Origin of the sequence: Leclercia pneumoniae (genome assembly GCF_017348915.1) — a bacterium.
Lineage (GTDB): Bacteria > Pseudomonadota > Gammaproteobacteria > Enterobacterales > Enterobacteriaceae > Enterobacter > Enterobacter pneumoniae.
In genome coordinates, this window is record NZ_CP071383.1 from 843,691 (window position 1) to 857,395 (window position 13,705).

12 protein-coding genes are annotated in these 13,705 nt (G+C 57.8%); 9 read left to right on the plus strand and 3 right to left on the minus strand.

Annotation, left to right across the window (positions count from 1 at the left end):
- Positions 1-7: 7 nt before the first annotated feature.
- Genes JZ655_RS03925 through JZ655_RS03955 form a run of 7 tightly spaced genes read left to right on the plus strand, consistent with a single transcriptional unit; the run spans position 8 to position 7,785 of the window.
- Complete coding sequence (locus JZ655_RS03925; protein ID WP_207293042.1) at positions 8-727, plus strand: FadR/GntR family transcriptional regulator; 720 nt, start codon at positions 8-10, stop codon at positions 725-727.
- Positions 724-1,737 (plus strand): ABC transporter ATP-binding protein, encoded by a 1,014-nt coding sequence (locus JZ655_RS03930; protein WP_207293043.1) that lies wholly within the window; start codon positions 724-726, stop codon positions 1,735-1,737. Before JZ655_RS03925 ends, JZ655_RS03930 begins: the two co-directional genes overlap by 4 nt.
- On the plus strand, positions 1,734-2,816 hold the full coding sequence (locus tag JZ655_RS03935; protein WP_046886703.1) for an ABC transporter ATP-binding protein: 1,083 nt from the start codon (positions 1,734-1,736) through the stop codon (positions 2,814-2,816). The genes JZ655_RS03930 and JZ655_RS03935 overlap by 4 nt, the downstream gene beginning before the upstream one ends.
- A 2-nt stretch (positions 2,817-2,818) precedes the next feature.
- Complete coding sequence (locus JZ655_RS03940; protein ID WP_207293044.1) at positions 2,819-4,333, plus strand: ABC transporter substrate-binding protein; 1,515 nt, start codon at positions 2,819-2,821, stop codon at positions 4,331-4,333.
- A 21-nt stretch (positions 4,334-4,354) separates the two neighbouring features.
- On the plus strand, positions 4,355-5,296 hold the full coding sequence (locus tag JZ655_RS03945) for an ABC transporter permease (RefSeq protein WP_040077043.1): 942 nt from the start codon (positions 4,355-4,357) through the stop codon (positions 5,294-5,296).
- Positions 5,297-5,298: 2 nt separating this feature from the next.
- Positions 5,299-6,174 (plus strand): ABC transporter permease, encoded by an 876-nt coding sequence (locus JZ655_RS03950; RefSeq protein ID WP_207293045.1) that lies wholly within the window; start codon positions 5,299-5,301, stop codon positions 6,172-6,174.
- Between the two features lie 9 nt (positions 6,175-6,183).
- Positions 6,184-7,785, plus strand: a complete 1,602-nt coding sequence (locus JZ655_RS03955; protein WP_207293809.1) for a gamma-glutamyltransferase family protein — start codon at positions 6,184-6,186, stop codon at positions 7,783-7,785.
- An 85-nt stretch (positions 7,786-7,870) separates the two neighbouring features.
- Here JZ655_RS03955 and JZ655_RS03960 read toward each other — a convergent pair whose 3' ends face one another.
- Both JZ655_RS03960 and fadE read right to left on the minus strand, forming a co-directional pair.
- Entirely contained in the window at positions 7,871-8,641 is a 771-nt protein-coding gene (locus tag JZ655_RS03960; protein ID WP_207293046.1) for an amidohydrolase, read from the minus strand.
- Between the two features lie 108 nt (positions 8,642-8,749).
- Entirely contained in the window at positions 8,750-11,194 is a 2,445-nt protein-coding gene (gene fadE / locus JZ655_RS03965) for an acyl-CoA dehydrogenase FadE (protein WP_040077039.1), read from the minus strand.
- A gap of 238 nt (positions 11,195-11,432) precedes the next feature.
- Between fadE and lpcA the strand changes: the two genes are divergently transcribed.
- Both lpcA and JZ655_RS03975 read left to right on the plus strand, forming a co-directional pair.
- Positions 11,433-12,011 carry a D-sedoheptulose 7-phosphate isomerase gene (gene lpcA / locus JZ655_RS03970; protein ID WP_040077038.1) on the plus strand — a complete coding sequence of 193 codons (579 nt, stop codon included), beginning with the start codon at positions 11,433-11,435 and terminating at the stop codon, positions 12,009-12,011.
- A gap of 46 nt (positions 12,012-12,057) precedes the next feature.
- Entirely contained in the window at positions 12,058-12,825 is a 768-nt protein-coding gene (locus tag JZ655_RS03975; protein ID WP_040077037.1) for a class II glutamine amidotransferase, read from the plus strand.
- Here the strand turns inward: JZ655_RS03975 and dpaA are convergent.
- Entirely contained in the window at positions 12,796-13,536 is a 741-nt protein-coding gene (gene dpaA / locus JZ655_RS03980) for a peptidoglycan meso-diaminopimelic acid protein amidase (protein WP_207293047.1), read from the minus strand. The two genes, JZ655_RS03975 and dpaA, sit on opposite strands and share 30 nt — an antisense overlap.
- Between the last annotated feature and the right edge of the window lie 169 nt (positions 13,537-13,705).

Sequence of the window (13,705 nt, forward strand, 5' to 3'; positions counted from 1 at the left end):
AACCAATATGGAAAAAACGTCCGGATTTCTGGCAAATTCCAGTACCGCGCTTGAGCAACTGCGCGGGCTTATCAACCAGCATGAGTCAACACCAGGCATTCCGCTGCCCACAGAACGTGAGCTGTCGGAAAAACTCGGCGTAGGGCGACGGGAAGTTCGCCGTGCGCTGGATGTGCTGGAAGAGGAAGGGCGTATCTGGCGCAAGCAGGGCAAGGGCACGTTTATTGGCCCCGCTGCACCCGTTGAACCCTTAGCCTTGCAGGGGCTGGTTCAGCAGACCAATTTGCTGGAGGTCATGGAAGCCCGTCTGCAGCTCGAACCCGGCTTAGCCCGTCTTGCGGCACTGCGTGCCACCAGGGAAAACCTCGCGCTGATGCAGCGCATGCTTGAACGTATCGACAGGGTCAGCCCGGACGACCGCGATCTGAATGAACTGTGGGACAGCGCCTTTCATCGCGCCATCGCCGAAGCCGCAGGTAATCGCCTGATGCTTGGCCTCTTTGACGCCATCGATGCCGTCAGACGTGATCCTGCCTGGCAGCATCTGCGTGAAATGGCGCGTACGCCGGAGCGCGTCGACGTTTATAACGACCATCACCACAAAATCATCACGGCGATCATTCATCGCCAGCCCAACGAAGCTGCTGCCGCTATGCGCGAGCATCTGCTGAGTCTGCAAACCGCCCTGATCCAGGCGATCAACCTTGAGGATGCTCCCCTGCTATGACGACAATCCCTTTTAAGGAGACCGCGCCAGTTCTGCGTCTGCATAATCTCAACGTCAAGTTCGCTGGCTCGCCGGTCAGCGTGCTGGACGGTATTTCACTCAGCGTTAAAGCGGGGGAAACCCTGGCGCTGGTGGGTGAATCAGGCTGCGGAAAGAGCATTACGTCGCTGGCGCTAATGGGGCTGCTCCCCTCAAGCGCGCAAATTGTTAGCGGTGAGATGCAGTTTCGACGCCATGATCTGCGCCAACTCTCGGCGCGTGAATACGCCGACCTGCGCGGCAGCGAAATGGCAATGATCTTCCAGGAGCCGATGACCTCGCTCAACCCGGCCTTTACCCTGGGCGATCAGCTTAGCGAGGCGGTCATGCGCCATCAGAAGGTTTCTAAGCCTGAAGCGATGGCCGCTGCACGACAGATTCTGGAAAAGGTGCAGATCCCGGCGGCAGAAATGCGCCTGAAATCGTATCCGCATCAGCTCTCGGGTGGCATGCGCCAGCGCGTGATGATTGCGATGGCGTTGATCAACCATCCGCGTCTGCTGATTGCCGATGAACCGACGACCGCGCTGGACGTGACTATTCAGGCCCAGATCCTGACGCTGCTAAACACCCTTAAAGACGAGACCGGCACCGCCGTGCTGATGATCACCCACGATCTTGGCGTGGTGGCGGAGGTCGCGCAGCAGGTGGCCGTGATGTATGCCGGGCAGGTGGTCGAGCAGGGGAGCGTTGAGGCGATTTTTGCCGACCCGCAACACCCGTATACCATCGGACTGATGGGCTCTATCCCTTCGATGGGGGCCCGCAAAGGCCAGCTCTCGACCATTCCTGGTGCGGTACCTTTGCCCCAATCCATGCCTGCGGGCTGTCGTTTCGCCACGCGCTGTCCGTTTGCGCAGACTCGCTGCCATAACGAAAAACCGCAGCTCAGTACGCTGGGCGCGGGCCATCAGGTTGCCTGTTTCCGCGTACCGCTTGAGCAGCACATCGCCCTGGGAGAAATTGCATGACCACACCCATTCTGGAAGCTCGCGATCTGAGCAAACTCTTCCCCGGGCCGAAAAAGCTCTTTGCCCCACAGCGCTTTGTCACCGCGGTGGATCGGGTCTCGCTCTCGGTTATGCCTGGCGAAACGCTGGCGATAGTCGGCGAGTCGGGCTCGGGTAAATCGACCCTGGGCCGTCTATTGCTACGTCTGCTGGCGGCGAGTGAAGGGCGCGTTTTTTATCAGGGCGAGGAGATCACCCATGCTTCGGGTTCCCGTCTGAACCAGCTGCGTCGTGAGTTGCAAATTATCTTTCAGGATCCCTTTGCCTCGCTAAACCCGCGCATGACGGTGGAGCAGATCGTCGGTGAGCCGCTGTGGCTGCATCAGGATATGAAAAAAGCCGATCGTCAACACCGGGTGGTGGAGCTATTAAAAACCGTTGGATTACCGGCCGCCTGGGCGGAGCGCTATCCCCACGAATTTTCCGGTGGGCAGCGTCAACGTATCGGGATCGCACGCGCACTGGCTTCGGGGCCAAAGCTGCTGCTGGGGGATGAGCCTGTCTCGGCGCTGGATGTCTCGGTTCAGGCGCAGGTGGTCAACCTGCTGGAAAGTCTAAAACATCAGCTGGGTCTGACCATGGTCATCGTGGCGCACGGCCTGGCGGTGATCCGCCACATGAGCGACCGCGTAGCCGTCATGTACCTCGGGCAGATCGTCGAGCTGGCGACGGTAGATGAAATTTTTGACGCGCCGCTGCATCCCTATACCCAGGCGTTGATTGCCTCTGCTCCGCAGATGCAGCCGGGTGCCCAGCGCGATACCCCCTTGCTACAGGGCGATTTGCCGAATCCGGCGGATCCCCCCAGCGGGTGTCGTTTCCACACTCGCTGTCCTTACGTCACGGATGAATGCCGCCAGGTAGAGCCGATCGATCAGGTTCTGGAAGGTGGACGTCAGGTGGCCTGCCATCGCTGGCAGGAGATCAACCGCGATCGCAGTGTTATCCAGATAGCACCGCCATCGGCAGCCTTTTTGCGACGCCGCGCGCTGTTCGAACACGCGGCAACCCACTCCTCTCTTCCAGCCAGGAACTCATGATAATGACAATGCGAAATTCTCTTTTGACCGTACTGGGAAGTGTTATGTTGCTGGGCGCGGCGCTGCCTGCGCAGTCTGAAACCGTGCTGCGCATCGGCCTCGGTGCCGATCCCGATATGCTCGATCCTCACCTGGCGCGCACCTATTATGGCCGCTTTATCTTTGCCTCGCTGTGCGACAGGCTGGTGGACGTGGACGATCACCTGAAAGTGGTGCCAGGGCTGGCAAAAGACTGGACATGGAGCGAAGACGGTAAAACCCTGACCATGAATCTGCGCGAGGGGGTCACCTTCCACGATGGCGAAAAGTTTGATGCGGCTGCGGCGAAATATAACCTCGATCGCGCCCTCACGCTGAAAGGTTCTCTGCGTAAAAGCGAAATCTCCTCCATCGAATCGGTGGAAGTGAAAAGCCCAACCCAGATTGCTATCCACCTGAAGACCCCGGACGCGGCGCTGCTGATGCAGCTTACCGACCGTGCCGGCGCAATGATGGCGCCGCAAGCCGCCGAAAAACCCGACTTCGCCGCGCATCCGGTCTGCTCTGGCCCCTATAAATTTGACAGCCGCGTCTCGCAGGATCGCATCGTGCTGAGCCGTTTCGATAATTACTGGAACAAAGAGGCTTACCACTTCGACAAACTCATTTATCTGCCGATCCCGGATGCGTCGGTGCGTCTGGCGAACCTGCGTGCGGGCGATCTGGATCTCACGGAAGGCGTCGCCGCAAGCGATGTCAAAACCGTTGAGGCCGACAGCAAACTGGCGCTGGCGAAGGTCACTGGCCTCGGCTACCAGGGCATCACCTTTAATATCAATAACGGCAAGGTGTCGAAAAACGATCCGTTCCAGGATGCTCGCGTGCGTGAAGCCTTCTCACAGGCGATTGACCGCGATGCGCTGAACCAGGTGGTGTTCGAGGGACTCTATACGCCAGCAAACCAGGCTTTCTCGCCGGTCAGTCCTTACCATGTGAAGGTGCCGGTGCCGCCGCGCGACGTTGAAAAAGCCAAAGCGCTGCTGAAAGCGGCGGGTGTGACCACGCCGCTGAACGTCAATCTGCTGGTGCCGAATAACCCCACCTCGCAGCAGGTAGGCCAGGTATTGCAGGCGATGGTGGCGGAAGCGGGCTTTAACCTCAATCTGCAAATGACCGAGTTTGCCACGTTACTGGATCGCCAGCAGAGCGGCGATTATCAGCTGAGCTTCTCCGGCTGGTCAGGCCGCCCTGATCCCGATGGCAGCATTTATGGCTTCATCAACAGCAAGGGCAACCTCAACGATGGGCGCTACAGCAACGCGCAGGTAGACGAGTGGCTCGCGCAGGCACGTCTGAGCAACGACCCGGCAGTACGCCAGCCGCTCTACAACAACGTCGTGAAGCAGCTGCAAACCGATATGCCTATCGCCTACCTCTATTTCGAACCGCGTATTTTCGGTCTGAATAAGAACGTGCAGGGGTTCAAGCCCTATCCGGACGGTATCGTGCGTCTGGCGGGCCTGTCGCTGGCCAAATAACTGAGGGCGTGAGGAGAAACCATGCTGGAACTGATTTGCAAACGCCTGCTGCTGGCCATCCCGACTTTGCTGCTTGTGAGCATGATGGTCTTCGGGCTGCAAAAGTTGCTGCCCGGCGACCCGCTGATTGCGATGGCGGGAGAGGAGCGTGACCCGGCGGTCATCGCACAACTGCGCGCGGAGTTAAACCTCGACGCACCGCTACCGGTGCAGTATTACGACTGGCTGACCCGCGCGCTGCAGGGCGACCTCGGTGTCTCCTTACGTACCCATGAACCGGTTACCACGCTGATTGCCAGCAAGTTGCCGGTAACTCTGGAGCTGTCGCTGCTGGCGATGATCATCGCGCTGGTGTTTGGCATCAGCATGGGGATCCTTGCCGCGGTGAATAAAAATAGCTGGGTGGATCATGGGGCTAACTTCGTGGCGATCTCCGGGATCTCGATACCGCACTTCTGGCTGGGGATCCTGCTGATTCTGGTCTTCTCGGTCAATCTGCAGTGGCTTCCCGCCTCAGGCTATGTGCCGTTTAGCGAAGATCCCCTGCAGAACCTGCGCACGCTGCTGCTGCCTGCGTCGGTGCTGGGTACCGGTCTGGCGGCGACGCTCATGCGCCATACCCGAGCCTCGATGATCGCGGTATTGAAGGCAGATTATATCCGTACCGCGCGGGCCAAAGGGCTGCTGCCCAACGCGGTGATCCTCAAGCACGCATTCCGCAACGCGCTGGTGCCGGTGATCACCCTTACCACGCTGTTGTTTGGCGAGTTGCTGGGCGGGGCGGTCCTGACCGAACAGGTCTTCACTATTCCAGGCTTCGGCAAAATGATCGTCGATTCTGTCTTTAACCGCGACTACGCGGTAGTGCAGGGCGTGGTGCTAATTGTGGCTATCGGCTTCCTGATGCTGAACCTGCTGGCGGACGTCCTCTACGTGCTCATCAACCCGAAAATGCGAGGTTAATTATGGCGGAACTGACTACTCAATCCGTTGCGGCCGTCACCCCCCGCGCGCAGAACCGGGTGCTGAAAAAATTTCTCGCCAACAAGAGTGCGGTGATAGGGGCAGTGGTTGTCGGGATCTTTGTCCTGATTGCGCTGCTGGCACCCTGGATTGCCCCGTTCGAACCGGTGAAAGCGAACTTCCTCGCGGTCCGTAAGCCGCCGTCGGAGCTGTTCTGGTTTGGCTCCGACGAACTGGGGCGCGACATTCTGTCACGCATCATCTGGGGCGCGCGTACCTCGCTGATGGCGGGCTGTGTCTCGGTGGTGATTGCGGTGGTTATCGGCGTCCCGCTGGGGCTGGTGGCGGGCTACTTCCAGGGGATCTGGGATGGCGTCATCTCCCGTTTTATCGAGGCGCTGCTGGCCTGCCCGTTCCTGATCATGGCTATCGCGCTGGGGGCGTTTTTAGGCCCGAGCCTGACCAACGCCATGATCGCCATCGGTCTTTCGGCGATGCCGATTTTTGCTCGCCTGACGCGTGGCCAGGTGATCGCTATTCGCAACGAAGAGTACATCGACGGCGCGCGGGCAATCGGCCTGCCGGACCGTTGGATCATCATCAAATACGTGCTGCCAAACGTGATGTCACCGATTCTGGTGCAGGCCACGCTGGCGATTGCTTCAGCGATTATTGCCGAAGCCAGCCTTTCGTTTTTGGGGTTGGGCCAACAGCCGCCAAACCCCTCCTGGGGCTCGATGCTGAACACGGCAAAAGGTTTTCTTGAACAGGCGCCCTGGATGTCTGTTTTTCCCGGTATCGCCATATTCCTGGCGGTGCAGGGCTTTAATTTACTCGGTGACGGCCTGCGCGATGCGCTCGACCCGCGCCACGACTAAGGAGTCATGATGACCAAAGCGCTTGATTTTACGACCGGTTACGATTCTCGCCGTCCGCCCATGATGGGACATAACGCGGTGGCTACGTCACAGCCGCTGGCGGCGCAGGCAGGTATGCGTATGCTGCAACTGGGTGGTAATGCGGTCGATGCCGCGGTCGCCACCGCCATGGCGCTGACCGTGGTGGAGCCAACGGGTTGCGGCATCGGCAGCGATGCCTTCGCCATAATCTGGGATGGCGAAAAGCTGCATGGTCTGAACGCCTCCGGGCGCTCGCCGGCCAGCTGGCATGCGGATCTCTTTGCCGGGAAAACCGCCATGCCCGAGCTGGGCTGGGATGCAGTAACCGTGCCTGGCGCGGTCTCCGGCTGGGTGGCTCTGGCAGAGCGTTTCGGCACGCTTCCCCTCACCACGCTGGCACAGCCTGCCATTGAATATGCGCGGAATGGCTTCCCGGTATCGCCGCTGATTGGCCATCTCTGGCAGCGCGGTTACAACAAACTAAAAGATCAGCCCGGCTTTAGCGCCTGCTTCGCGCCGGAAGGCCGCGCGCCGCGGGTGGGCGAGATCTTCCGCAATCCGGCGCAGGCGGAGTCGCTGGAGCTGATTGCCAAAACCAATGGCGAGGCCTTTTACCGGGGCGAGCTGGCAGAGAAAATTGCCGCCTTTGCAACCGAGCATGGCGCACACCTGACGAAAGACGATCTTGCCAACCATCGCGTGGATTGGGTGGAGCTGCTGTCACGTGATTTTGCCAGCGGTTCCGTTCAGGAGTTACCGCCTAACGGCCAGGGCATTGCGACGCTGATCGCGCTGGGCATTCTGGAGCAGTGCGGCATTGAGAAGCATCACCCGGACTCCGTGCAGTCGCTGCACCTCTCCATCGAGGCCATGAAGCTGGCGCTGGCGGATCTTGACCGCTATGTGGCCGATGAAGCGCATATGGAATTTGCCGCCAAAGAGCTGCTGAGCGACCATTATCTGAAATCACGCGCCGCGCTAATCGACCCGGATAACGCCTCTGACTTTGTCTACGGTTCACCGACTCAGAGCGGCACGGTCTATCTTTCTACGGCCGACGCCAGCGGAATGATGGTCTCGTTCATCCAGTCTAACTTTATGGGCTTTGGCTCAGGCGTAGTAGTGCCAGATACCGGTATCAGCCTGCAAAACCGCGGTTGCGGCTTTGTGCTGGATCCTAAACACCCGAACACGCTGGCGGGCAGCAAGCGTCCGTTCCACACCATCATTCCTGGCTTTGCGATGGACGGCAACGGCAAACCGCTGATGTCCTTTGGCGTGATGGGCGGGCCAATGCAGGCGCAAGGGCATATGCAGATGGCGCTGCGAATTATGCTGCACGGCCAGAACCCGCAGGCCGCGATCGATGCGCCGCGCTGGCGCGTAGTGCAGGGCAGGGAGGTGATCGTCGAATCCACCTTCGATCGCAATACCATCGCCGCGCTGCGTGCGCGTGGGCATCAGATTGTGGTGGAGGATCCGCTGCAAGAGTACAACTTTGGCGGCGCACAGGTGATCTATCGCTTGCCGGAGGGGCACTATGTTGCCGCGACGGAGAGCCGCAAAGATGGGCAGGCGTTAGTGAGTTAGTGAGTTAGTGACTGTCCTTAGGGGGAGGGAACGGCATTGCACGATTCCCTCCCCCCTTTGGTGAGAGGGTCAGGGTGAGGGGAACTCACTCAATACGAAACGGATCCGCATCCTGCCAGGCAGGGAACTTCTCCCGATACTCCTTTAACGCCGTCAGTGAGAGCTCAGCGTCAATGCGCGTCGCCTGATGTGGCTCGGCAGTGGCAATGATCTCGCCTTGCGGGCTCACCACCCGGCTATCACCACGATAATGGTGACCATTGCCGTCGGTGCCTACCCGGTTACATCCCGCGACCCAGGCCTGGTTTTCAATGGCCCGCGCGGTCAGCAGAGCCTGCCAGTGCAGCGAGCGCGGAGCGGGCCAGTTGGCAACATACAGCGCAAGGTCATAATCGTCGCGGTTACGTGACCAGACCGGGAAGCGCAGGTCGTAACAGACCAGCGGCAGAATACGCCAGCCGCGCCACTCAAACACCACGCGCACGTTACCCGCCTCGTAATGCTGATGCTCATCGGCCATTCTGAAGAGGTGGCGCTTGTCGTAGAAATGCACCTTACCTTCAGGCTCCACCAGCAGGAAGCGGTTCACCGGGCCACGTTCAGTTTGCAGGGCAGCGCTGCCCGCGATCAACGCGTTGGCTTGCTGTGCCTTTGCCTGCATCCAGGCCACGACCTCTTCCTGTGCCAGCGATTTTGTCGCGGCTTCCATGGCAAAGCCGGTGGTAAACATCTCCGGCAACACAATGATATCGCGACCGGAAATCGCCTCCAGCTGACGATCAAAATGACGCAGGTTGGCAGGGCCATCCATCCAGACTAAGGGTTGTTGTAACAGCGTAATTTTCAAACCAGGCACAGTTAAGACTCCTCACAGGACCGCATCAAAACACTGTAGCACGAGGCCCGGCGAAATGGGGGCAATAAAAAACCCCGCACGGGGCGGGGTTTGTCGGTCCGATTTGGCTTATGCCGCTTCAGGCTTGCGGACCTTCTCCGGCAGCTTTACCGGCTGGGTCGCCAGCTCTTCAGCATCGAAATCATCAACGTTGATACTGCGCAGACGACTCTCTTCTGCTTTCACCAGCACAGCCGCTTCATCCGGGGTGATGATCCCACCCGCCATCGCCTGCTGAGCCAGTTCATCCAGACGGGTAAACGGCAGGTTTTTGCCCAGCTGTTTACAGATTTTCTGGTGAATCGGGTCGGCCGCCATGACATCCAGCAGCGCCTGTTCCAGCAGACCGACCGGGTTATGCTCCGTCGGGGCCAGATACTGACCGCGGCCGATACGGGAGCGGGTTGCGCTCGGTATTTGCAGGATCTTCGCCACTTTATGATCCAGCTTATCGCTCGGCGCCAGGTAATGACGTCCGGTCGGGAAGATCACCACGCGCAGGGCACCGGCCACAAAGCGGTTCGGGAAGTTCGCCAGCAGATCATCAATGGCCTGTTCTGCCTGATAAAGCGCATCCTGTACGCCCCAGTGCACCAGCGGCAGATCCGCTTCATGACGGCCTTCATCGTCGTAGCGTTTCAGTACCGCCGAGGCGAGGAAGATCTGGCTCAGCACATCGCCCAGACGGGCTGAGATGCGTTCACGACGCTTCAGGCTTCCGCCCAGCACGGCCATGGAGACGTCCGAGAGCAGCGCCAGGTTAGCACTCAGGCGGTTAAGGTGCTGGTAGTAACGTTTAGTGGCATCGCCGGTTGGGGTGGCACTGGTGAGACCGCGCGTCAGACCCAGCCAGAAGCTACGCATTTCGTTGCTTCCCACGTGACCAATATGTTTAAAGAAGAGCTTATCGAACGCGTCGAGATCGTTGTTCTGCGCCGCCGCCATCTCTTCCAGCACATAAGGATGGCAACGAATCGCCCCCTGGCCGAAGATCATCATGCTACGGGTCAGAATGTTTGCCCCTTCTACGGTGATGGCAATAGGCGCACCCTGATAGCCTCGCGCCAGGAAGTTGCCTTCGCCGAGCATAATGCCTTTACCGCCTGCGATATCCATCGCATCAATAATCGACTGCTGCGCACGGTGGGTACAGTGATACTTCACAATCGCCGACAGCACCGCCGGTTTTTCGCCGAGCATGATACCGTAGGTAATTAATGATGCCGCGGCGTCCATCACGTAGGCATTGCCTGCGATACGCGCCAGAGGCTCTTCGATCCCTTCCATCTTGCCGATGGCAATTTTGAACTGACGACGGATATGCGCATAAGCACCAATCCCCATCGCCACCGATTTCAGGCCACCGGTAGAGTTCGACGGCAGGGTAATACCACGCCCGACCGACAGACACTCCACCAGCATACGCCAGCCCTGGCCGGCCATTTTCGGACCGCCAATAATGTAATCAATCGGGACAAAGATATCCTGCCCGCGCGTCGGCCCGTTCTGGAACGGCACGTTCAGCGGGAAGTGGCGGCGGCCAATTTCAACGCCAGGCGTGGAGGTCGGGATCAGCGCACAGGTAATGCCCAGCTCTTCATCACCGCCCAGCAGTTTGTCCGGGTCAGAGAGTTTAAAGGCCAGCCCCAGCACGGTGGCGATAGGTGCCAGCGTGATGTAGCGCTTGTTCCAGGTCAGGCGCATACCTAGCACCTGCTCACCCTGCCACTCACCCATGCAGACCACGCCGGTATCCGGAATGGCGCCCGCATCGGAGCCCGCTTCCGGACTGGTCAATGCGAAGCAAGGGATCTCCTGGCCACGGGCCAGTCGCGGCAGATAGTGATTTTTCTGCTCTTCCGTACCGTAATGTTGCAGCAGCTCACCCGGGCCTAATGAGTTAGGTACCCCGACGGTGATCGCCAGGATGCCCGAAACCCCGGCCAGCTTTTGCAGCACGCGGGCTTGTGCGTAAGCCGAGAACTCCAGGCCGCCGTACTCTTTTTTGATGATCATCGCGAAGAAGCGATGTTCTTTTAGATATGCCCACAGCTCAGGCGGTAAATCGGCCATCTCATGGGTGATAGCAAAGTCGTTTGCCATGCGGCACGCTTCTTCTACCGGGCCATCGATAAAGGCCTGCTCTTCTGCGGTCAGACGCGGCTGAGGATAGTTGTGCAGTTTTTTCCAGTCCGGCTTGCCCTGGAAGAGGTCACCTTCCCACCAGGTGGTGCCGGCGTCGATTGCCTCTTTCTCTGTACGGGACATCGGCGGCATCACTTTACGGAAACCGCGGAATACCGGGGCAGAGATCATCGACTTACGCATCGACGGTAAATTGAACGGCAACAGGATGATGGCCAGCGGCAGTACCACCCAGATATTCCACAGGCCAGCTAACCCCAGCGCTGCGGTCCAGGCCAGTAAAATCAGACTGCTCAGCAGCAAATTGACGCGGTGATAAAAGAGCGCACCGATCAGAACAACGGTTGCGATAAGACTCAAAATCATCATAAAGAAAAGCTCCCTTGCTTGTAGGAGGTCTGACCACTTGTGATGATATGGTTGTAGTGGATGTCACTTCTTTTAGCAATGTGTTTACAAAGTAATTACAACCTGGTTCACATTGTTCATGTTTTACCCGGCACAAAAAATCAAAACCGCCGACGAATCGTGTGGCTTTAGCTTCTCGCTTTTCGCGCTATCCGTTACACTCGCACTGTTATTTCATCAATACTGAAGGATTATCCTCATGTACCAGGATCTTATTCGTAACGAACTGAACGAAGCGGCGGAAACGCTGGCCAACTTTCTGAAAGATGAAGCCAATATCCACGCTATTCAGCGCGCGGCGGTCCTGCTTGCCGACAGCTTTAAAGACGGCGGTAAGGTGCTCTCTTGCGGCAACGGTGGCTCACATTGTGACGCCATGCACTTCGCCGAAGAGCTGACCGGTCGTTATCGTGAAAACCGTCCGGGCTACCCGGCGATTGCGATCTCCGACGTGAGCCACATCTCCTGCGTGAGCAACGACTTTGGTTACGACTATGTCTTCTCTCGCTATGTTGAAGCGGTGGGGCGTGAAGGGGATGTTCTGTTGGGCATTTCCACGTCTGGTAACTCCGGTAACATCATCAAAGCGATTGAAGCGGCCCGGGCGAAAGGGATGAAAGTCATCACCCTGACCGGTAAAGATGGCGGCAAAATGGCCGGCACTGCGGACATCGAGATCCGCGTTCCTCACTTTGGCTATGCTGACCGCATCCAGGAAATTCACATTAAAGTGATTCATATCCTGATTCAGTTGATCGAAAAAGAGATGGTTAAGTAAATCTTCGCCGGGGGCATCATTGTCCCCGCTGTTGTGGAGGTCATGTATGTGCGAACTGCTCGGGATGAGCGCCAATGTGCCAACCGATATCTGCTTTAGTTTTACCGGGCTGGTGCAGCGCGGAGGAGGGACCGGGCCGCATAAAGACGGCTGGGGTATTACCTTCTATGAAGGCAAAGGCTGTCGCACCTTCAAGGATCCACAACCCAGCTTTAACTCACCTATAGCCCGTCTGGTGCAGGATTATCCGATAAAATCCTGCTCAGTGATTGCCCATATTCGCCAGGCAAATCGCGGCGAAGTGGCGCTGGAAAATACCCACCCCTTTACCCGCGAGCTCTGGGGACGTAACTGGACTTACGCGCATAACGGGCAACTGTCGGGCTATAAATCGCTGGAAACCGGCAACTTCCGCCCGGTGGGCGAAACCGACAGCGAAAAGGCTTTTTGCTGGTTATTGCACAAACTGACCGAGCGCTACCCGCGCACGCCAGGCAATATGACCGCGGTATTTAAATACATCGCCTCGCTGGCCACCGAGCTACGTGAGAAAGGGGTATTTAATATGCTGCTGTCGGACGGGCGTTACGTCATGGCGTTTTGCTCTACCAACCTCTTCTGGATCACCCGTCGGGCGCCGTTCGGTGTGGCAAAACTGCTGGATCAGGATGTGGAAATTGATTTTCAGACCGAGACCACACCCAACGATGTGGTCACGGTGATCGCCACTCAGCCGCTGACGGGCAATGAGTCCTGGCAAAAGATCATGCCAGGAGAGTGGGTCTTATTTTGCCTCGGGGACCGCGTAGTTTGACGCCAGCTGTGGATGAACCACTTCGTGGCTAAGCGGCTTGCTGACCACATAGCGGCCATCCACGACTGATACGGTCGGCGGCTTACGCGTTTGCTGGAAGTAGTCATAGCCCGGTTTGAGCTGTTTCCAGAAATCGGCGTAATAAGAGTATTTATGACGCTGCATATTGGCATCGGTCATGCGGAACGGATAGATACTCACCTGAACGCCAGGCTGGCCAAACACCAGTGCGCCGGTCACAAACTGGAAGATCTCATCAATTCCGCTGTCGGTCATGGCGTAGCAGCCAACTGAGACGCAGGCACCATGGATCATCAGGTATTTGCCGTCATAACCATGCGCACGATCGTACTGATTCGGGAAGCCGATATTGATCGCTTTATAGAAGCGGCTATCGGGTTTGAGTTGGCTGCGCTGCACGGTATAGAACCCTTCCGGACTCTTAAAATCGCCCTGACGCTGTTTCGGACCAAGACCGCCGGAATAGTTACAGATTTTGTAGCTGTCGAGCAGCTGATACGTCTCACCCATCTTCACGTAAAGATCGAGCGTCCGCTCCTCTTTAAAGATCTGGATATAGACAGGGGACCCCATCAACTGCTGCTTATACTCTTTGCTGACCGGCGTTGTCGAGCTATCGCTGCTAAGCAGCCCGGCAAATGACATGCACGGAATCAGAAGCATCGCAATGAACAATGCGATTTTGCGCATACTACATGTTCCTTGATAAAACTAAACCAACTTGCCAGGACGGCAAAAGAGACCCGAAATCAGATTTATCTGCATTTAGGAGCGCTCACATTAGCACCACTGGAGTTTTTCGCAAGATCCAGGGCGCGGGTTTACAAAATAGTTTTACGTTATATCCCATCTCGTCTGC